The 19,575-nt window shown below is 51.4% G+C and carries 18 protein-coding genes; 5 read left to right on the top strand and 13 right to left on the bottom strand.

The window, feature by feature from the left end; all coding sequences use genetic code 11:
• Position 1: 1 nt before the first annotated feature.
• Genes COW20_23210 through COW20_23190 form a run of 5 tightly spaced genes read right to left on the bottom strand, consistent with a single transcriptional unit; the run spans position 2 to position 4,146 of the window.
• Entirely contained in the window at positions 2 to 1,075 is a 1,074-nt protein-coding gene (locus tag COW20_23210) for a dehydrogenase (protein PIW44555.1), read from the bottom strand.
• Positions 1,076 to 1,084: 9 nt separating this feature from the next.
• The gene (locus COW20_23205; GenBank protein PIW44554.1) at positions 1,085 to 1,747 is read right to left on the bottom strand and encodes an SAM-dependent methyltransferase; all 663 of its coding nucleotides are present in this window, start codon (positions 1,745 to 1,747) and stop codon (positions 1,085 to 1,087) included.
• A complete protein-coding gene (locus COW20_23200; GenBank protein ID PIW44553.1) occupies positions 1,734 to 2,381 on the bottom strand; it encodes a hypothetical protein in 648 nt (215 codons plus the stop codon). Before COW20_23200 ends, COW20_23205 begins: the two co-directional genes overlap by 14 nt.
• Complete coding sequence (locus COW20_23195) at positions 2,378 to 3,310, bottom strand: transketolase (protein PIW44552.1); 933 nt, start codon at positions 3,308 to 3,310, stop codon at positions 2,378 to 2,380. The genes COW20_23200 and COW20_23195 overlap by 4 nt, the downstream gene beginning before the upstream one ends.
• Positions 3,307 to 4,146 carry a transketolase gene (locus tag COW20_23190; GenBank protein PIW44551.1) on the bottom strand — a complete coding sequence of 280 codons (840 nt, stop codon included), beginning with the start codon at positions 4,144 to 4,146 and terminating at the stop codon, positions 3,307 to 3,309. Before COW20_23190 ends, COW20_23195 begins: the two co-directional genes overlap by 4 nt.
• A 130-nt stretch (positions 4,147 to 4,276) precedes the next feature.
• Here COW20_23190 and COW20_23185 point away from each other — a divergent pair, with 130 nt between their 5' ends.
• A complete protein-coding gene (locus tag COW20_23185) occupies positions 4,277 to 5,395 on the top strand; it encodes a DegT/DnrJ/EryC1/StrS family aminotransferase (protein ID PIW44550.1) in 1,119 nt (372 codons plus the stop codon).
• Positions 5,396 to 5,400: 5 nt separating this feature from the next.
• Positions 5,401 to 6,504, top strand: coding sequence for a DegT/DnrJ/EryC1/StrS family aminotransferase (locus tag COW20_23180; protein PIW44549.1), 1,104 nt, complete (start codon positions 5,401 to 5,403; stop codon positions 6,502 to 6,504).
• 24 nt (positions 6,505 to 6,528) lie between these two features.
• Here COW20_23180 and COW20_23175 read toward each other — a convergent pair whose 3' ends face one another.
• From COW20_23175 to COW20_23155, 5 genes are all read right to left on the bottom strand, one after another.
• Positions 6,529 to 7,542, bottom strand: coding sequence for a hypothetical protein (locus tag COW20_23175; GenBank protein PIW44548.1), 1,014 nt, complete (start codon positions 7,540 to 7,542; stop codon positions 6,529 to 6,531).
• Between the two features lies 1 nt (position 7,543).
• Positions 7,544 to 8,548 carry a UDP-glucose 4-epimerase gene (locus COW20_23170; protein ID PIW44547.1) on the bottom strand — a complete coding sequence of 335 codons (1,005 nt, stop codon included), beginning with the start codon at positions 8,546 to 8,548 and terminating at the stop codon, positions 7,544 to 7,546.
• Positions 8,549 to 8,622: 74 nt separating this feature from the next.
• Entirely contained in the window at positions 8,623 to 9,666 is a 1,044-nt protein-coding gene (locus tag COW20_23165) for a diaminohydroxyphosphoribosylaminopyrimidine deaminase (protein ID PIW44546.1), read from the bottom strand.
• Between the two features lie 14 nt (positions 9,667 to 9,680).
• A complete protein-coding gene (locus tag COW20_23160) occupies positions 9,681 to 11,012 on the bottom strand; it encodes a hypothetical protein (protein PIW44545.1) in 1,332 nt (443 codons plus the stop codon).
• A 165-nt stretch (positions 11,013 to 11,177) separates the two neighbouring features.
• Positions 11,178 to 12,227 carry a hypothetical protein gene (locus COW20_23155; GenBank protein ID PIW44544.1) on the bottom strand — a complete coding sequence of 350 codons (1,050 nt, stop codon included), beginning with the start codon at positions 12,225 to 12,227 and terminating at the stop codon, positions 11,178 to 11,180.
• Positions 12,228 to 12,517: 290 nt separating this feature from the next.
• Here COW20_23155 and COW20_23150 point away from each other — a divergent pair, with 290 nt between their 5' ends.
• Positions 12,518 to 12,727, top strand: a complete 210-nt coding sequence (locus COW20_23150) for a hypothetical protein (protein ID PIW44543.1) — start codon at positions 12,518 to 12,520, stop codon at positions 12,725 to 12,727.
• A 30-nt stretch (positions 12,728 to 12,757) separates the two neighbouring features.
• Here the strand turns inward: COW20_23150 and COW20_23145 are convergent, their stop codons facing one another.
• Complete coding sequence (locus tag COW20_23145; protein PIW44542.1) at positions 12,758 to 14,101, bottom strand: hypothetical protein; 1,344 nt, start codon at positions 14,099 to 14,101, stop codon at positions 12,758 to 12,760.
• A 74-nt stretch (positions 14,102 to 14,175) separates the two neighbouring features.
• Between COW20_23145 and COW20_23140 the strand changes: the two genes are divergently transcribed.
• Positions 14,176 to 16,317, top strand: a complete 2,142-nt coding sequence (locus tag COW20_23140) for a hypothetical protein (protein PIW44541.1) — start codon at positions 14,176 to 14,178, stop codon at positions 16,315 to 16,317.
• 40 nt (positions 16,318 to 16,357) lie between these two features.
• Positions 16,358 to 17,173 (top strand): hypothetical protein, encoded by an 816-nt coding sequence (locus tag COW20_23135; GenBank protein PIW44540.1) that lies wholly within the window; start codon positions 16,358 to 16,360, stop codon positions 17,171 to 17,173.
• Positions 17,174 to 17,179: 6 nt separating this feature from the next.
• Here the strand turns inward: COW20_23135 and COW20_23130 are convergent, their stop codons facing one another.
• Both COW20_23130 and COW20_23125 read right to left on the bottom strand, forming a co-directional pair.
• Entirely contained in the window at positions 17,180 to 17,884 is a 705-nt protein-coding gene (locus COW20_23130) for a hypothetical protein (protein PIW44539.1), read from the bottom strand.
• A 189-nt stretch (positions 17,885 to 18,073) separates the two neighbouring features.
• Complete coding sequence (locus COW20_23125) at positions 18,074 to 19,513, bottom strand: hypothetical protein (GenBank protein PIW44538.1); 1,440 nt, start codon at positions 19,511 to 19,513, stop codon at positions 18,074 to 18,076.
• Between the last annotated feature and the right edge of the window lie 62 nt (positions 19,514 to 19,575).

Raw genomic sequence — 19,575 nt, 5'->3', positions numbered from 1 at the left:
TTCAGGGGGTGTCCCCCATATAAATCAAACAGCGACCTGCTGAACGCCCTTCACGCATATCGGCGATCGCCTCATTGATCTGCTCAAGTGAATAGTGCTGGCTGATCAACGCTTTGAGTTTCAGCTTGCCTTGCTTACACAGCTCAAGATAACGGGGAATCTCAAGATGAGGCTCCGCATCCCCGCCATGAGACCCCGTCAAAACCTTGCCAAAATGGAGTTTGAGTGAAAAAACAGAGATATTGTTTCCGGCCTTGGGTACACCGACCAAAATGGTACGCCCTTGATTTTTGCTCAGGTTATAGGCCATTTCAATCAAGCCAGGCATCCCCGTATTGTCAATCACGACATCTGCGCCAGCAGGGCCCACAATGGCCCGTAACTGCTCAGCCAAAGCATCGGGGCTAAGTTCACGGCTGTTGATCGTGTGCGTGGCCCCCAGTTGGCGGGCCAGTTCCAAGCGATGGTCATACAGGTCAACCGCCACAATCGGATAGGCCGTCATCATCTCTGCACCCTGGATCATATTCAGCCCTACACCCCCGGCCCCCAAAATCACCACCGACTCGCCAATCTTGAGTTGGGCATTGTTTTGCAAAACTCCCAAAGCGGTGGTAACGGCACAGCCAAAAAGCGGAGCCAATTCCAAATCAAAATCAGCGGGTATTGGGGTACAGCGGTTCTCGGCAACAATCGCATGGCGGTTAAAGGTCGTTACCCAGCCAGCGTTTAAGGGTTTGCCGCGCCATTGATAAACAGCTGGCTGGGCTTCAATTCCCAAACCCTTGCGCCAATGCAGAACCACGGTTTCGCCTGGTTTGACATGGCGCACCCCCGGCCCAATTTCAAGCACCTTGCCCACACCTTCATGCCCCAGCAAATGGGGAAGGTATTTGTCTTCACCTTTTACGGCATCAATTTCACCGATTTGCGAACCACAAATACCGCTGTAAAAGAGTTCAACCAGGACCTGGCCGGCTTCTAGTGTTTCTGGCAAATGAATCTCATCGACAATCAAAGGCTTGCGGCTTTCAGCCAGAATAGCCGCTTGGGTCAGTTTTACAGACAGGCTCATGTGGCCCTCCTACTCAAAATAGATAAAGGAATGATCCCCCTGGTAGCCGGTTTTTTCAAACCACCAATCCCATTCTTCAGGCGTAAAAAAGGATTCACAGGTCAATTGCCAATAGAGCAGATTCACCTTTTCGGCTTCATTGCGATAGGATTCCACGACCAGATATTTGGGGCCCTTGCTCACCCGCTGCATTTCCCGCAGGGCCTTGTCCAGTTCAAAACAATAGAGATTGTGCAGGGTATTGAGCGAAAAGACAAAATCAAAGGATTGATCGGCAAAGGGCAATTCGGTGGCACTGGCCTTCTGCAGGAAAGGGCGCACCTCTTCTTTGGCGTTTTCAAGCGCATAATCTGAGATATCAATCCCAACCACTTCCAGCCCCGGCACCACCTGGGTCAATTCATAGAGCAAAAAGGCCTTGCCACAGCCAATATCCAACACACGCTGACCCGCTTTGAGCTGATAATGTTCAGCAATCGCTTCAGCGACAGCTTTCCAGCGCCCATCATAGCGATAGCCGCCATAGCCATATTTGCGATCCCCATCCCAATAGTCAAAATCAAAACGACGGGCCACACGGGTGGCTTCGGCTTTGGGAAACTCATTGACCCGGCCAATATAATCCCGTTGGGTACGTTTGTGCAAGGTAGAAAGAAAATCAAGATAAGCCATGGGGAACTCCTTCATTGGAATCAGAATCAAGGGTGTTTAACCAGGCCTGCAAATCACGCCAGGAGCACAAGCGCTGAAGGCTTGAATCACCATAAAGATTGGCAGGGTCAAATAAAATCGGAACTGTGGTAGCCGGAAAACCTGGGTCTTGCAAAAACTCAGGCAGGTCATCAATAAAATAGTCACAGTTAAGGGCGGCAATGCGCGCAAACTTGGCCTCTTTGGTCAGCTCCAGAAAAACAGAAGTTTCTGGCAGCAAAGACGCTTCTAGCGCCCAAAAGCCATGAAAGCGCAACCAACTGCGGGCAGCCTCATGCAGGTCATATTGGGGGCCACGAAAGGGGTGAAGGGTTTTATGACTGACAATCGAGAGCTTGATTCCCAAGGCCTGAGCGGCTCGAAAAAAATCTTTGACGCCCTCAAAAGGCGTGGCCTCAGTGATTCGAGCGCCATAGACCTCGCCCTGCATGGCAATCCAGCTTTCTTCATGGCCCACCGCCCGCAGAGCATCGCGCACAGCTCCCTTGCTGACAGGCGTCTCCAGGGGAATCAGTTTTTGTTCTTCACAGGCCAGGGTATGAAAAAGGGCATCGTAGCAGACGATCGTATTGTCAAAATCTACCCCTATTTTCATCTGGCCTCTTGCCAAGCCTTGTGAACGCGTTCAAACAGAGCTTCAGAGGTCAAGCCCCAGCGTTGGTGATAGTGCTCCTGCTCGCCTGCTTCGTGCAAAAATTCATCGGGGGTGCCCAAACGCAAAAGCCTGGCTGCCGGACGTTCAGGCTGATCCACAAGCCATTCAGCCACAGCCGAGCCCAAGCCGCCGATCAGGCTGTGCTCTTCAAGTGTCACCACCAGACGGTAGCGTTGAAAAACCTCAGCCAAGCGTTCATGGTCAAGCGGTTTGAGGGTATGAAAACTGTCTACCTGGGTAGAAATTCCCTGTGCCTCCAAATGCTCGGCAATTTCTAAAGCCGATGAAGCAATCGCACCTGTGACGAGAATGCAGAGGTCTTCTCCTGCCTTCAAAGGCAAGGCCTTGCCGATCACGAATTCAGGCTCATAGGCGTGCAAAATCGGCTCGCCTTTTTTACCCAAGCGCAGATAAACAGGATCGGTTTGGGCCAAAGCAGCGCGTAAAGCCAGACGCAACTCCACCGCATCGGCGGGGCAAATTACCTGCATATAGGGCAAAACACGCAACATGGCGATATCTTCACAGGCATGGTGCGTGGCGCCCAAACTGGCATAGGCCAGACCCGAACCGACCCCCGCCACAATCACAGGCAAGCGGTGATAGCAGACATCCACGCGAATCTGCTCCAGGCAGCGGGTGGTCACAAAGGGGGTAATCGTATAGGTAATTGGGCGCAGACCCATGGTCGCAAGCCCTGCAGCCATGCCTGTCATATTGGCTTCTGCCACACCACAGTTATAAAAACGGGTGGGGCAGGCTGCTTTGTATTTATCAAACAAGCGGTTGCCAATATCACCCGAAAGCAAAACCACCTGCTCATTCTGCTGGGCCAATTGTGTCAATTCATCGGCAAATGCGTTTCTCACAGCGAAACCCCCAGTTCTTGCAGCGCACGTTCCAACTCTTCAGGTTTGGGTATGCGGTAGTGCCAATTATTATCATCTTCCATAAAGGAAACCCCTTTGCCCTTGACCGTATGCGCAATCAGCGCCACAGGCCGGTCAAATTTACCTGATCGAAAATCACGCATGAGCTGGGTCAGGGTCCCAATATCGTGACCATCCACTTCAAAGGCCTGCCAGCCAAAGGCTTCAAATTTGGCCTTGAGCGGATCCAGCGCCAAAACTTCGCGGCTGCGGCCCGTGGCCTGCCATTTATTAAAATCCACCATGACCATCAGATTGCTTAAATTCTGGGCAGGAGCCAACATCGCGGCTTCCCAGACTGAGCCCTCATTGCACTCACCATCACTCATCAAGACAAAGACATGGGTCGGCAAGCCCTGGATTTTAGCCCCCAGGGCCATGCCTACCCCCATGGGCAAGCCATGGCCCAAAGAACCCGTAGCAGCTTCTAAACCCGCCACGGCATGGGGCGTCGGCTGCTCTGAAAGAGGGCTGCCAGGCTCACAATAGTGCTCCAGCAACGCTTCAGGAATAATCCCACGAAAGGCCAAGCTTACATACAAAGCGGGAGCGGCGTGGCCTTTGCTGAAAATAAAACGGTCTCTGTCAGGACGCATCTCGCGAATGGGATCGGGGTCAATCACGTTCCAATAGGCCGTGGTAAGCAGATCTACACAGGAAAGCGCAGATGCGAGATGGGGAGTTTTGGCCCGACAGGAAAGGGCGATAATTTGCGCGCGAATCCTGCGCGCAAGCTGTTCTGCATCTGAAATCTCAAGGGGATTTAACATGTGCATATCCTTACTCAGCGTGATAAAAGCCTCTTTCGTATTGTCCCCGATTCAGAGGGCATCGGCAACTGAATCGATTGCAAAACAGCCTGACAAGCGGGATAATGAGAGCAATTTTGAATTGGAGAGGTTGACCATGCCACGCTCTATTCCCTATGTTGATCTGGCGCGTCAGCATGCCCCCCTGAAAAATGCGCTGCTTGAAGCCGTATCCCACTGCCTGGATGAAGCTCAGTTTATTTTGGGGCCCGCCGTTGAACGCTTTGAAAAAGCCTTTGCCCCCCTCTGCCAGACAGAATTCGCAATCGGCCTGAATTCAGGCACTGACGCCCTGATTCTGGCCCTGAAAGCGCTCAAGATTGGAGCCGGTGATGAGGTGATTGTGCCTCCCAATTCCTTTATTGCCTCGGCCACCGCCGTGATTCTGGCCGGAGCCACCCCCATCTTTGCCGATGTGGGAGAAGATTATAATCTCGATCCCGCTTGCGTGGAGCGCGCTCTCAGTCCCCGCACCCGTGCCATCATGCCCGTACATTTAACTGGCCGCCCAGCCAAAATGGATGCCCTGCTGGCCATCGCCAAGGCTCACCAGTTAGAGATCATCGAAGACAGTGCCCAAGCCATTCTGGCTGAATACCAGGGGCAAAAAGTGGGGTCTTTCGGACGCATGGGCTGTTTTAGCCTGCACCCGCTGAAAACCCTGAATGCCTGTGGCGATGGGGGAGCGATCAGCACCTCTGACCCTGAACTCAATGCGGCCCTGCGTATTTCACGCAATCTGGGCCTGCGCACCCGTGATGACTGTGTGGAATGGAGTGGCAACTCCCGTCTCGACAGCCTGCAGGCCGCCATGCTGGAGGTCAAGCTCCGGTATCTGCAGACCTGGACAGAACAACGACGTACCAATGCCCAACTCTACCGCCAATTGCTGGCCGATCTGCCTGAAATTCAACTGCCCAGCGACAGCCCAGATATTTACCAGGTTTATCACACCTTTGTAATTCAGGCCCAAAAGCGGGATCAGCTCAAGCATTTCTTACAGGAAAAGGGAATTGGCACCTCAATTCACTATCCGATTCCGATTCATCTGCACAAGGCAGCAAAAGACCTGGGCCATCAAAGCGGCGATTTTCCCGTTGCCGAAAAACAGGCCCAGCAGATTTTGAGTCTGCCGATCTACCCCGAACTCGATTCTGAAGATCAAATCTATATCGCAGAACAAATCCAAGCCTTTTACGAAAAAGAGAGAGTATAAAGCCAATGAAAGTCCCCTTTTCCTATCTTGACCGTCAGTTTTCAGACCTCGACGCCTATTTCTCTGATCTCAAAGCATTCGTCAAAACCGGGGATTTTACCTTGGGAAAACCCCTGAGCGAATTTGAAAACAGCTTTGCCAAACTCTGTCAGGCCCCACACGCGATTGGCGTGGGCAGTGGAACCGACGCCCTGATTCTGCCCATGCAGCTTTTGGGCATTGGGCCAGGAGACGAAGTGATTACCACCACCATGACCTTTCACGCGACTGTCGGCGCCATTGCCATGACCGGTGCCACCCCCGTCTTTGTAGACTCTGAAGATGGTTACGTGATTGATGCCAGCAAAATCGAAGCGGCGATTACCCCCCGCACCAAGGCCCTCTTGCCTGTACATTACACCGGCAATATGGCAGACATGCCCACAATTATGGAAATCGCCAAACGCCACCATTTGCACGTGGTCGAAGACTCCTGCCAATCGATTGCCGCCACCCTGAACGGAAAACCCGCTGGCCATTGGGGGGCTGCCGCCGCCTTCAGCGTACATCCTTTAAAAAATCTCAATGTCTGGGGCGATGGCGGCCTGGTGGTGACCCATGATGCAGAAATGGATCGTAAAATGCGTCTGTTTCGCAACCATGGCATGGTCAACCGCGATGAGATTGCCATGTTTGGCCACAATTCCCGCCTCGACACCCTGCAGGCCGTGATTGGCAACCGCCTGATTCAGGAAGTGGATTGGATTACCGAAAAACGTGTGGCCAATGCCACCTTCTATGATCAGGCCCTGGCAGAATTGAGTGATTTCATTGAAATTCCCAAACGCCGCCCCGAAGTGCGCCACGTCTTTCACCTGTATATTGTGCGCGCCCAGAAACGGGATGAACTGCTGCGCTTTTTGAATGAGCGCGGAGTAGAGGCCAAAATTCACTACCCCATTCCTGTACACCTGCAGGAAGCAGCCAGGCATTTGGGCTATAAACAGGGTGATTTCCCTGTCGCTGAAGCACATTCCAATGCTGTGATTACCCTGCCAGCCCACCAGCACCTCAGCCAAGACGAACTGGCATATACGGTCGAACAGGTCAAAGCCTTTTACCAACGCTAAACAGCCAGGGCCCGTTTGCTCGCTTTAAACGGGCCCCTTTAATTTTTGCAAAACCCGCTCAGCTTTCAAAAGCTGGAACTGGCGCTGCTCAGCGGTCACCTTTTGAGAGAAAGCCCGGTGATCGCCTTTGTGGGGGCAAAAATGATTCAAGGCAATGCAGGCCCATTTGAGCAGATGTACGGGTTCAATCAGCGCAAAACGCTGCCGGTGCCAGTCTGGACAGTTGCTGCGCGCGGCCAGCGCCGTGGCAAAAGTTTGCCGGGTTTCAGCCGGGGCGGGCACTTCAAACTGGGCATAAAAATCACAGAGCAACTGGGCTGGGTCATCCCAACCTGCGTATTCAAAATCTAAAAAGACAGGCCCTCTGGGTGTGCGCAGGGCATTGTGAAAACCAAAATCTGAAGGCGAAAGACAAGCTTCTTCGGGCAAAAGTGCACGGTTGAAGTGAGGATGGATTCGCAACTCAGTTTCAAGCGAAGCTATCACGGCTTGGGCCTGGGGGAAAAGAGCCGTTTGAAACCAGTGCCGGGCCAGCTCATGCTCTGCAGATTCAGAAGCCACAATCGTGTGCAAACGCTCTAAGCGTTTCTGCAAATGCAGAAGATGGTCGCTTAAACAAAAACAGCGTTCAGCAGCCGAGGGCAAGCTTAAGGCTTCAGGTGAAGCAGACTGAATGCCGAGAATAAAATCAAGGGCCGCCTGGGCATCGGCCAGCGTCACCTGCCCCGCTTGATAGGCATGGCCCTCAATCCATTCAAAAATCGCCAGCCCCACCTCCCGATCCTGGGCATAGGGCTTGGGGCTGTGACCGGGGTATTGCTGCTCAAGATACGCGCTGAAAGCAAATTCTTGCGCCAGTTTGGGAAAGCCGCCCTCAGCAGCCGGAAAATACTGTTTCAACAAATAAGGCCCGGCCTGGGTTTCCAGCCGGAACACACGGTTGTTCCAACCACCCGGCAGGGCCAAAGTTTCATAATTTTGCCAGGGCAAATCAGCTGCTTTGAGCAGGTTTTCAATCTGCCGGGCAAAACGCTCCATCTTATTTAGACAGGGCCAGTTCCTGAAACTGTTTCATGACGCGAATATTATAATAATGATCGGCCTCCATCGAATCAGGCAAGAGGTCAGCCTGAAAGGCTTTGACCAAATCACGCACAGCGTCTTGAATCGTATGCGTTGGCGCAAATCCTTGCTCTTTGGCAATTTTCTCTGAAGAAATATGGTAAGAGCGATGGTCATTGGTCGGTTCTACAATAATTTCAACATGGGGCCCCACCTCTGCTTTGACCATTTCAGCAATCTGCATCACGGTATGGTTTTCATAGCCCACATTGTAAATCTTGTTGCGAATGCGATCCGCAGGCCATTCCAGGGCTTGCACATAGAGATCGGTCATGTCTTCGATATGAATATTCGGGCGCTTTTGATTGCCGCCAAAGACCTTGATCTTGCCATTTTTCACGGCGTGATGGGTCAGAATATTCACCGTCAGATCGAGACGTTGACGGGGCGAATAGCCACAGACCGTGGCCGGGCGAATAATCAGAGGGGTCATCGCCTGTCCTTCACAACGGGCCAGCAGCACTTCTTCACACATGGCCTTGAATTTTGAATAATCTGTCAGCGGTTCCAAGGGCAGGTCTTCGGTGACATTGGGTTCCTCTTTAATCCCGTAAACACTTGAAGAAGAAGCATAGATAAAGCGCTGGGTGCCCGCAGCCAAAGCAGCATCTACCAAGGGCGTAAAGGCATCGAAATTGATCGATTGTCCCAGGGCAGGATCCAGCTCAAAACTGGGATCATTGGAAATACAGGCCAGATGAATCACGGTATCGGCCCCTTTGACAGCTGCTTGAACCGCAGCCGGATCCCGCAAATCTCCCTCTACCAATTTCAAGTGGGGATGGTTTTGATGGGCACCAAAAACATTTTTGCCAAAGACAAAAATATCCAAAACGGTTACCTGGTAACCTTTGTCGAGAAGTTTGGGCACGAGCACAGCCCCCACATAGCCAGCTCCGCCCGTAATCATAATCGTTTGCATGGTCTCTCTTCTTTCCAACTCAGTTTACGTTCATTTATAGCATATCCACTTCTGCTCTGAAGGCGATTGGGCATTCAAAGCAAGCCATCACGCACCAATTGCTCAAGCTGATCCACCAGTGTTTCAGCCGTGGGGCGATACACGATCTGCAGATCTTTTTTGCTGCGACGGTTATCAAAGGGCAAAGGAAAACCCACATTCTTGTTGACAAACTCACGGGTTAAGCCCTGTGCGGGGCCAATCAGTTTCACCAACCATTTGGGCGCGGGCATCAAGGGAAAAGGATATTTGCGGCCAAATTTTTGCTTCAGAATTTGCGCGATCTGCCAAAGATCCAAGGACTCATTGACCAGGATATGGCGGCCATTGCTGCCCAAAAGTGCTGCCTGCAGATGGGCACGGGCCACGTCCCGCACGTCTACCAGCCCAAAGACCAAATGGGGAACGCCTGTCAGGTAGGTGCCATTCGCCATTTTGAGCATAAAATCAATACTGGTTGAGTCTTTGCGATTTGTCAGCGAAGGCCCCAGAATAAAGCCGGGATTGATCACGCTCAATTGCCAGCGGTTTTGGGCCTTGTGCATTTTCCAGGCTTCTTTTTCAGCCAGGGTCTTGGAAAGTGAATAGGGCTGGTGTTTTAAGCTCGAAGTCTGGTTCCAATCTTCTTCAGTAAAGCGGCCAAAGGCTGTTTGACGCAGATCGGTGGCATCGCCATAGATCGAAACCACAGAAGAAGTCAGCACCACGCGTTGCACCTGCTCCTGCTGGTTGACAGTTTCCAAAACCGAGCGGGTGCCCAAGAGCGCAGGTTCGACCAATTCTTTCTGCGGATCGCCAATCCCGCTGGTCACAAAGGGAGAAGCTGTGTGCATGACCGTTTCACAGCCCTGCATGGCTTCGGCAAAAGAGCCTGGGCTGAGCAGGTCAGCAGCAAAGACCTTGAGTGTTCCCGGATGTTGGCCTGCCAAATCAAGTAAATGTTGGTATTTGTCTGTCTGCGCAGGGTTGCGCACGGTGGTATGCACCGTCGCACCGGCTTCTAAAAGCTGAGCAATAATCCAGGAAGCCAAATAGCCGCTTCCTCCTGTCACCAAAACGGGAGCCTTAAATTCTGACATTGTATTTTTCCTTTTCAATGGGTTGGAGCAAGTGCCTGCAAAGCCCGGTAGACGTTGATTCGCCCATGCCCGTAAAGATTATCAAAACCCTGTGAACCTAAATCATCGGCTGTCGCTTCGATTTGCGCCTTGATTCCCGCTGCGTCCAATTGGGGAAACTGACTGCTCACCAGCGCAGCCAGCCCTGCCACAGCAGGCGTCGCCATCGACGTTCCCGACATGGGGCCATAGCTTAAGCCTGGAATCGCAGAGGCATAGGTCGGCAAGCTCGAAACAATCTGAATACCCGGAGCCGTCACAGAATGCCAAGGCCCGACCTGAGAGAAAAAAGCGAGTTGATCGGCCTGATCGGTGGCCCCCACAGCCAGAACCCCCGGCAAAGCCGCTGGATAGGACTTGATCGGACGCTCACGTTGGTGCCCATCATTGCCCATACCCGCCACCAAAAGCACATTCCTTTGTTGGGCATAGACCACAGCATCTTCTAAAACCTGGGTCAGGGTACGGCTGCCCAAGCTCATGCTGAGAATGCGGGCCCCCTGATCCGTGGCCCAAACAATGCCTTCAGCCACATCGGCAAAAGAGGTAAAACCGCCGGTACTAAAGACCTGCACAGGCAGCAGACGCACTTGAGGCGCAAAACCCGCCCCACCTTCTGCATTGTTGAGCAGCGCACCCGCTACCCCTGCGCAATGGGTGCCGTGTCCGTGTTTATCATGCACTTCGGGAAGATGATCGACAGTATTATAACCGGGCAAAAGTTTTGCCGCGAGATCGGGGTGGTGGGTATCTACTCCCGTGTCCAAAACAGCGAGCACCAGCTCAGTCTTGCCCTTTTGTATTTCCCAACCCTTCAGGCTTTGGGTTAAGGCATGGGCATACTGTTGTGTAAAAAGTGGGTCATTGGGAAAAGTTGAGCGTATCGCTTGGGTCTGAGGCAGGGGGGCAAATTGATCGGTGGGCAGAGCAAATAAGCCGTTGGGCTCCAGGCTTTCTACCGCAGGATCAGCCTGTAAAGCGGTGATTTGAGCTTGAAGCGAAATCTGCTCCTCGCTTTGAAGCTTGACCAAAGCATAGGGAAAAGTGGGGGAACCTAAAGAACGCGCAGTCTTCACAGCCGAGGATAAATTGCGCAGATTCAGGGAGCGGCCTGGGCGCAAACGCACGAGATACTCTCCGGGCACCGCCGCCAAACCCTTTTTTCCGGCAGCATCCAATTGCGCTGAACGCGAAAGAGGGCTGCGATAGCTTGCTAAAGTAAGCGGTGGGCTGCCCGTGGAAAAAGATGAAAACTGGCAGGCAGATAATATCCCGCAGAAAAAAAGGCCCACCCAACGCTGAGACATTGCCCTACCCCCTTAAAAAACGCACTGAGTTATTATACCGTGTTCAGAACAGACTCAGGCAGAGCTCTTCAGCACTTGTGTTCAGCTGGACAGGGGAAATAGTTTCCAAATGGGAGGCTCTCTTTACAGGCCTGCCACACATCTGAAAAAAGCAGCGGCCCCAGATTAAAAGCTTTTTAACAAAGAGGGCAAACCTTTAAACAGGGTAGCGGCAGAAACACTGCCACCTTCACCCCTGCCCCCTCCAACAGCGGCCTTCAGCCCCTTGGCAAACTCAGGATTGCCTTTGCACTCAAATTGAAGACGCGCAACGTCCGACTCACTGCAATTGGCATTTTCTCCACCTGCTGTCGCGCATTTTCCAAAAGCCAACCCTCTTTCATAGCAGTTGAGAGCAGGTTTCGGTGCTGTAGCGATCTGAACAGAGGGGGGGGCTTTGGGCAAGCGTGCATTGACAAACTGAAAACGTTTGGCCACATCCCTGTAATGGGGGGCCTCTTTTAAAATCGCTTCAAAGGCCTGTTTGGCCTGAAGCAAACGCCCCTGCCCCTGTTCATTCACGCCCAGTTTATAACTGGCCTCAAGCCATTGTTTTTTCTGCTCAAATTCTTTGCTTTTCTGCCGAACGGTCAGGTAGCGGGTGACTGCCTGCAGACGCGCAGCGGCATCCTTATAACGGGGATTCATTTCAAGCACACGCTGGTAGTTGAGTTTGGCCTGCTCAAATTGGCCCTTGGCCTGATAGTCATAGGCTGCCGCATAGGCATTTTTTAGTTTTTCGTCAGCAAGCGCCTGTTGTTTTTTTTCATAGGCCTGTTTCGACTCGGGAAAATAGCGATCAAGCTCTTTGTAATGGGGTAAAGCCGCCTGTACTTCAACCAGGGCAAAATAGGCAAGGGTATAATCTTTTTCCCGCAGGGCCTTGACCCCGATAGCATAGAGCGCATCCAGGGTTGCATTTTCTTTGGCGGTCATTAAAGCCCCAATGGTTTGGTCATACACCTGGGCCTTGTTTTCTTTGTAGCCATTCAGCTCATCGACCAAATTGGCCTGGTTTTTGAGAAGATTGTCCTGTTGCCAATTGAGTTTCTTTAGCTTGGCCTGTAAAGATTTGTTTTCTGTTGTGAGCGCAGAAGTTTGCAGATAGGCCCCAACACCTACTCCAGTTCCCGTCAGCAGGGCTCCGGCCAAAAATGCGATCAGATATTTTTTCAATGGTTTTACTCCTGGGCTTCCCCCCTCATTTTGACACGGTTCAGCTCAAGCCTTCAAGTTCTGCAAACCTGAATCAAAGCTGCGGTTGGGGCAGAGCAAAATCCAAGCAGGAAAACAAGTTCTGAATTGAAATAAAACCAGAAAGTGCTTTAAAACTAATCATTTAAGCCTTTGCCATTGAAAATTTTCTGCGTGTATCTTTCAATCCCTGTCAGGTATTTACGCTTTGAGAGCGAAGAAAAGTCAAGGTTTTCGACGATTACAGCACCCTGCCAGGAGATTCAGACTATGTGGGTTCTAAACAATTGGCTGCCAAAATGACCCAAAGGATCAGGGAGCGGCCCGGCAGCAAATTGGTAGCAGGCTTGTCCTTGGGGGGAGTCGTAGCGGCTTCGGCCCGGGTTCAGAACCCAACGGTCTTTGACCGGGCCCTGCTGATGCCCCCCCTCTTTGAGATCGTCGAAGAGAAGCGGCCTTACCTGCCCATGAGTTCGGCCTGAAGCGTTGTTATCTTCCTTAAAGGGTTCGACTTATCGCGCAGGCGAATAAACAAGAATGCCCTTCTCACCGAAATGGCTCATGGCCAAGACCTCGCCATTGGCATCGATCAAAGCAGCAGGCCCCCCCAGCGAAGAGCGCACCAGGGGCAGACGATTTTCAACGGCCAGCAAAACGGCAATGCCCACAAATTGCTGATAACCCAATTCACTTTGGGTCATGCCGTAGTCAATCGCTGAAACCGTTAAAACTTCTCCCCCGGCCGCGACGCCCTCATGGGCCAAACGCCGGTCAAAAGCTTCTAAACAAAGCAGGGGAACCAGTTTTTTTTCTGGCACAGCCAGCAAGGGCTGCATTTTACCGGGCACAAAATACTGGGCATGAGGCGCACCAACCCCCAGTACAGGCCGCTCCCAACCAGGAAAAAGGAGTTGTTTAGAGCGCATTCCCCAAACCTGACCCTGTGCATTCATTACCAAAACCGAATTCTGGGGCCCCAACTGGCCCAAGGTTTTATACCCCACCACATGCCAGGTCTTTTGCGAGGGCAGAGGGGGAGGCAGCAAAATCTTTTGGTTCAACCCCTCATTTAAACGGGGCCTGCGCGAAAAGGCCACTTCCGGCCAAACCAGAATATCCAGCTCTGACGGGGCACTGTTGGGCAAGTCAAAATAGCTCTGCAAATGCACGGCCCCCATGCCTGCCAAGCGGTCTTTGTGTTGGGGCAAAGGGGGCAAACAGAACAAGAGCAAGCCCCCCAGCAGGGGCAAAATCCCCCATTTATAGTGCTTCAGATAAAGTGCTTCACCCAAGGCCGCTGAAAGGCCAAGACAAAGTAAAAGCGCAGGAACCCAGCCGAAAAACCCCACAGCCCGCAAAACGGGCTGAATTTGCCATTGAGAATAAAGCAAAAGATGCTGACAGAGATTAAAACTCCAAAAGACAGCCTCTTCTCCCAACCACCAGGCCAGGGGAAGCCAGACAAAGAGAGGAATCCGCTTGAGCTTGCGGGGGCCACAGATCCAAAGCAGAATCAAAAAATTGCCAGGAAGCACCTCTGCAAAAAGGGTGCTACTGCTCCAAAGCAAAGCCACCTGCCAAAGCGGCCAAAGTCCACTGCTCCAGCGCACCACAGACTCCAAATACCAGGGATGCCCCAGCCAGTGGCTGATACAGCTCCCAATGATCACCCCACTGATCAGCCATGCCTTGTGAACCTCAAATTTCAGGCCAAAGGCCAAAAGCGCAACGCCCATCCAGGCAAGCCCAGCCCATTCAGGCCGCAAAAAAGCCAAACCCATGGGCAAGCCTGAGAAACTAATAGCCAGCAAAGCAAAAACACCTTGAGAGGGAGATTTTACAGTTGTTTGATTCAAAATATTAAAATTGATTTTTATTATTTTTTTGCTTATATTATAATAATGCTTTATTATAAATAACGCTTTTAGAAATGACAATCAGACACTATCATTGGACGTCATCAATGCCCTTTCCCCCATTTACAAGCACAGATAAAAGACTACACAAAATGCCTAAAAAACCATTTAAATCTGTATTTTCACTGATTTATCGCCCCCTCTGCACAGGCCTTCTCAGCGGCTCACTCTTGGGCCTGGGTGCCTGTGGGCCAAACATTCCGGGAACGCCGTCAGGCTCAACAACGCCAAGAGCCTCACTGTCCTCCGTGCCCAGCCAGGTCACAGCCCCTCCCCAATCAGCAGCAGAAAAAACCAGCTTTGCGCTTTACATGATTGGGGGTGATCTTGAAGATGACCTCGCCCCCCGAAATGGCATCGCCGATGAAAAAGAAACGGGCAAAGCCAGCCCCCTGGGTGCAGGCAGTGAAGATTTAAAAGAAATTCTTCAGGCCTATCAAAGCCTGAGTGAAAATGAAAAACAATATATTGACCTTTGGGTGGGTTTTGGTGGGGCTCGCAAGCAGGGCTGGAAAGGCATCAAATACGCCGACCTGCCCTGTCTGGCCCAAGACGCCAAAGATGGCTATTTTGGCAACGACAGCTGTTATGCAGAAAGCCATCCCAGCGCCAATTTGGCAGCCCCAGAAACCCTTGAAGCCTTTTTAAAATTCGTAAAAACCAAATCTGAGGGACAAGGCCGTAAAATTGTTGAGCTTTGGGATCATGGCCTGGCCTATTTGGGCATGGGCAATGACACCCATTTTGGCGAAGATCTGATCTCTTTAGATGAAATGAAACAGGCCTTTCAAGCCGCAGAGCTTCAGGTCGATCTCCTGGGCTTTGACGCATGTTTAATGGGTTCATTAGAGGTGGCCGCCGTGGCCCAACCCCATGCCAAATACATGGTGGCCTCAGAAGAGCTGGAACCCGGTCATGGTTGGAATTATACCTATCTGGTTCAGTATTTGGCACGTCAGCCCAAGGCCAGTACCCTGGATATCGGCAAACAGATGGTGAACAGTTTTATTGACAGTCCCGCACATAAAAAAACAGCCAATAAAACACTCTCTGTCTTGGATTTAAGTCAACTCTCTCCTGTCATCAACAGTCTTCCAGATATTGCCCAGCTGGTCACCCCTCAAAACTTTGCCCCCCTGCTTCAGGCCGTAGAAGGCAGCAGCCGCGTCGGGGTTCAGGCCAAAGACAAACTGGCAATCGGCATTGATTTAGGCGATTTTGCAAAAAAGGTGAAGCAATACAATGCCCAGGCTTCCACTCAAAACCTACAAACCCAATTGCAAAAACTGGTGGTTTACAGCCGCCATGATGGCTCCAAGCCCGGAACCCAAGGACTTGCCGTATACTCCCTGGCAAAAAAACTCAAACCCGCTTATAACACAAATGTTGCCACCGTCAAACCCTGGGCAGATTTCGCTGATCAATTTTTCAAAGTGGGAAGCCAAGACAGCAAAGCCCCCGTTATTCAGGCCAGTCAAGCTTTTCAAACCCAACAGGCAAAGCAAAAATATGAAGACAGTTGCACACTCAGAGGCGAAGAAGGCCATTGCTATACCATTGCAGATAATTTAGGTCTGGCTTCTGTCCAACAGATCTTTTCGCTGGTTCAGAAAGAGGGCCTGGTGGTAGACATCGGCTCAGATCGTTTAGACCCCGAAAAAGATGGCAAAACCTATTTCGCACCCAACTGGAACGGGGAATGGTTTCGTCTCTGCAATGGTCCCTGCCAAAATAAAAGCGATGGAGTAACCCCTTCAGCGTTTTACGAAGGAGAAACAGAAGAAGGCAAGCGCCTCTATATTTCCCCCGCCTTGTTAAATGGTCAAGATATTGATCTCTATCTGGAAATAGATAAAAATCACCAGATCGTGAGCCAGTGGGCCGTTCCTTTGATTAAAGGCCCCAACGGAGATTTGGTTCCCACCCGCCTGCAATTGGAAATTAAAAAGGGCGATACCCTGACCTTCCTCTATTCGGCCTATAACGAAAAAACCGAAGCAGAATTCTGGCAGGAAAGTGAACCCCTTCAGCTCAGTCAGGAACCCGTTTGGGACTATACAGAAATCCCCGAAACCCTGCGCTATTTTGTAGAGGCCAAAGATTACCAGGGAAATTTTACAGAAACCCCCCTCTACGAAGTCGATGCCCTCAACTAATGTTTTTTCAGATTCATGATTAAAAGGAGAATATTCACCCATGAAAAAACCAAGCATGTTTTTGCTATTCAGTCTTTTGTTTTTAAGCTGTACCAGCACACCTGTCAAAACGGAACTGGCTGCAAACCAGCCCAGCACCGCCCCCGAACTGGAGAAAGGCCTTTCCTTAAACCTGCCCAATGACAAAACCCTGCCTGCTCAGGCCAGCGACAAACGCAATAAAACGGTAATTCAAGCCAAAGCTATTACTGGAAAAATCAAAGCGCCTTTTAAAGACAAAGATTTGCCGATTGAAATTTCAGACTATAGCTTTAATGTGGGCACAGACACCAATAAAAATGGTGCTGAGGACGAACATGGAAAAGGCATGGTTGATATCAGCGGACATGGCAAGCATGCAATCGAAATCAACCAGGAAGATTTTCCTGTCATGGATAATCAAGACGATGTGATGGTGGTCGTCGATAAAACCACAGGCAATACCCGCACCTACAGTGCGGATCAAGACCAGTTCAATTATAAAATCAGCGATGGCAGCAATACCTTAACCATCAATACCAATGCCGATGGCACCTGGATGGTCAATGGAGAAGGGGCCAGCACCCCAGCAGAAGTGGTCAAGTTGGCGCTGAAATCCCCTGTTTTATCAGGGGCCTCTATTCATGGTCTGGCCTCTTTGTATATGTTGATGAAAAATACCAATCAAATTCCAGTGGAACTTAACAAAGCTACTTTAAGCGCCGTGGATTGTGGAGGCAATGGGGGCACCCAACTTCAAGCGCCTATTGGAAACCCTTTGCCCTTGGTCCAGGCCGGGCTCGAAGCCTTAATCCAACAAGCCACTGCTGCAAACTAAGCGTTTCTAAAAGCGGGAAACAGGCACAGGAACCAGGATCTCGCTTTTATTTTCCTGAAAACTGGGAAAAGGCATGCGAACCAAAGCAGGTTGAACCCTTCTGAGGCGTTTTTTAAGTGCTTCAGACGGGAGTTGGTCTACTTGGGCCTGGAGTTCAGCAAGACGCTCAGCATTCAAGCGCCAACGCACGAGGGGATAAGAGGGATCCGTGCGAATGGCCATGATTTTCTCTTCAAGCGAGCGCTCCTGCGCTAAAAAAGCGGGTTCAAAGATAAAGCCTGGCTGGTAAATGGGAAAGGGCGCAGCAACAACTCGGGAAAAAAGCCCTTGGTCAGTAAAAGCCTGAAAAATATCGCTGGAAGCCCCATAACAGCTGTTCATCACGATCAATTCCGGCTGATAGGTTCTCACCGCCTGGGCAATGATTTTTTTTTCAAAACCGGCATAATAAGGAGGCAGACCATGCCCTGCCACAATCACAATCCGCGCCCGGTCATGACTATTTTGAAAATTTTCTAAGGGTACCCACAGGCAACAGGATTTGGGGAGATCTGGCAGAATCGGATCTCTTGAGGTATAGAGCACCACCATCTCATGCTTTCGTACGGGGGCTTCAGCGGGAATTAAAAACAAAGCAACGCCACACAAAAATGCCTTCAGCAGCGTGCTAAAACGAAGATTTTGCTTAATAAATTCCGCATTAAAAGCCATCCAATCCAAGTCTTTGTCCTTTCAATCTAGAAATTCGAATGATATACCAAATCATCTATATATTAAAAGCCTCTGCATCTTTTTCAAAGAGCGTTAGTTTCATAATAATCACTTGGGTTATATATTCTGAATGACAGGCACTGCTGAGCAGAACGAAAAAGCGGGTGGATTCGCAACATCGCAAAGCCTCTATTTTCGTGGGTCTATCAGCGCCTCGGGAATCGCCACCAAGGTATAGTAGCTGGTTCCCGATTTAAAGGGATGGGGCATTTTGCGTGAATAGGTGCCATATTTGTGTTCCCCCGTGGTTTCCCCTTCGTGATTGGGGGTGCGCACCCAGCCCGTTTCATTGACATTGACCTGGGCCTTGTCACCGTGGGCAGCATAGTTGAGAAAACGCCCAGCATTGACACTGCGCTTGCCATTGACAGCAGGCCGATCCAAGGGCGGATCAACCGTAAAGCGGTTCTGGGGGTCTGAAATCGTGTCACTGGGCTTGTTATTGGCTTCCCAGTCCTTGAACTGCTGATCGGGCAATTCAAAGCTGATCTGCCCTGTCAGCAACTCACGGGCAACCTTCAATTGTGCGTCAAAACGGCCCTCTGCATTGGTCTGAATCTGGCTCAAAGCGTTGGCCAAATCTGCGCCACCCGTCGCACGGGCCGCTGCCAAGGCGGCATCACGGCGGGCATGATGCTTGGCGAGATCTTCATCACTGGCACCTTTGGGATCAGGCCACTGGGTCAGCAGGCGATTTAAACTGTCAGGCCCCCCCACACGCATTTGGCCATAGGCCGTCTGAGGAATCGGGCCCGACGGGGTCACACTGACATTGCCAACCACACCATCATAGGTGGAATAGGTTCCTGCAGGGGCTTTTTTGATCTCTTCCTGGCTGGGCACATGCCCCAAGTGCTGGTACTGAGACGTCCCCTGAACGAGCAGACGTCCAAGTTGCCGGTTCAAGACAGCAGCTCCCAAGGGAAACAGGATGGGACGCTTGCCCTCTGGCGTACCGGGCTTGCCCCCCTGTTTCCAACTGCCCTGGCCGCCATCCACTTCAAGCAACATGGTCAAGGCCAGCTTACTAGCCATTTCTGGTGTGTTGAGATTGAATTTCTGGATCAGGGCTTGTCGAACCTTGGGAATGCTCATCTGGGCCAGCAGTTTTTCCTGAAAAACACTGTCGTAAATTTGGCTGCCTTTGACCTTGCCCCCACGGAAAGAAGGGCTGAGTTCCTGAAAAGCAGCTTCGAGGGTGGCATCCACTTCGGTTTCACTCAGGGTTCCCAGGGCCCGCACAGGCTGAACAGCGGCAGCACCCGCTTTGGTCGGCTGACCAAATTGCACCGCCACAGGCTCTGAAGCAGCAGCGGGATCCCCACTGCCCAAGGGTTGGAGCGCAGCCCAAACATCCTGGGGTTTTTCAGCTGGCGCGCTCGGAAAGCGTTCTTCAACAGAAGCTTGTTCAAGGACGGGAGCAGGGAGGTTATCACTCGCCAAAGGTTTCGCAGGAGGGGTCAATCGGGGTGAGGGAACAGAGGGTGGAAGCATTGGGGGCTTGGTCAGCCAGTCATTCATGGGGATATCTCCGGTCTTATTCAAGGTTTCTAGCTTGTTCTCAAGCATTTGGCATGCTCAAGCTTTCATCATGCAGCCTATATACCCACCGCCGAAAACTTTCAAACAGA

This window comes from bacterium (Candidatus Blackallbacteria) CG13_big_fil_rev_8_21_14_2_50_49_14 (assembly GCA_002783405.1).
In the GTDB taxonomy this organism is placed as follows: Bacteria; Cyanobacteriota; Sericytochromatia; order UBA7694; family UBA7694.
The sequence above is the reverse complement of the archived record's forward strand: the minus strand, read 5'-3'. Positions and strand labels throughout refer to the sequence as shown.

Coding starts and splice junctions, on each gene's coding strand:
- COW20_23165 (PIW44546.1), bottom strand. CDS start 9,666: ATGTCAGAATTTAAGGCTCCCGTTTTGGTGACAGGAGGAAGCGGCTAT.
- COW20_23135 (PIW44540.1), top strand. CDS start 16,358: ATGAAAAAACCAAGCATGTTTTTGCTATTCAGTCTTTTGTTTTTAAGC.
- COW20_23160 (PIW44545.1), bottom strand. CDS start 11,012: ATGTCTCAGCGTTGGGTGGGCCTTTTTTTCTGCGGGATATTATCTGCC.
- COW20_23205 (PIW44554.1), bottom strand. CDS start 1,747: ATGGCTTATCTTGATTTTCTTTCTACCTTGCACAAACGTACCCAACGG.
- COW20_23210 (PIW44555.1), bottom strand. CDS start 1,075: ATGAGCCTGTCTGTAAAACTGACCCAAGCGGCTATTCTGGCTGAAAGC.
- COW20_23175 (PIW44548.1), bottom strand. CDS start 7,542: ATGGAGCGTTTTGCCCGGCAGATTGAAAACCTGCTCAAAGCAGCTGAT.
- COW20_23140 (PIW44541.1), top strand. CDS start 14,176: ATGACAATCAGACACTATCATTGGACGTCATCAATGCCCTTTCCCCCA.
- COW20_23180 (PIW44549.1), top strand. CDS start 5,401: ATGAAAGTCCCCTTTTCCTATCTTGACCGTCAGTTTTCAGACCTCGAC.
- COW20_23200 (PIW44553.1), bottom strand. CDS start 2,381: ATGAAAATAGGGGTAGATTTTGACAATACGATCGTCTGCTACGATGCC.
- COW20_23190 (PIW44551.1), bottom strand. CDS start 4,146: ATGCACATGTTAAATCCCCTTGAGATTTCAGATGCAGAACAGCTTGCG.
- COW20_23130 (PIW44539.1), bottom strand. CDS start 17,884: ATGGCTTTTAATGCGGAATTTATTAAGCAAAATCTTCGTTTTAGCACG.
- COW20_23170 (PIW44547.1), bottom strand. CDS start 8,548: ATGCAAACGATTATGATTACGGGCGGAGCTGGCTATGTGGGGGCTGTG.
- COW20_23185 (PIW44550.1), top strand. CDS start 4,277: ATGCCACGCTCTATTCCCTATGTTGATCTGGCGCGTCAGCATGCCCCC.
- COW20_23125 (PIW44538.1), bottom strand. CDS start 19,513: ATGCTTGAGAACAAGCTAGAAACCTTGAATAAGACCGGAGATATCCCC.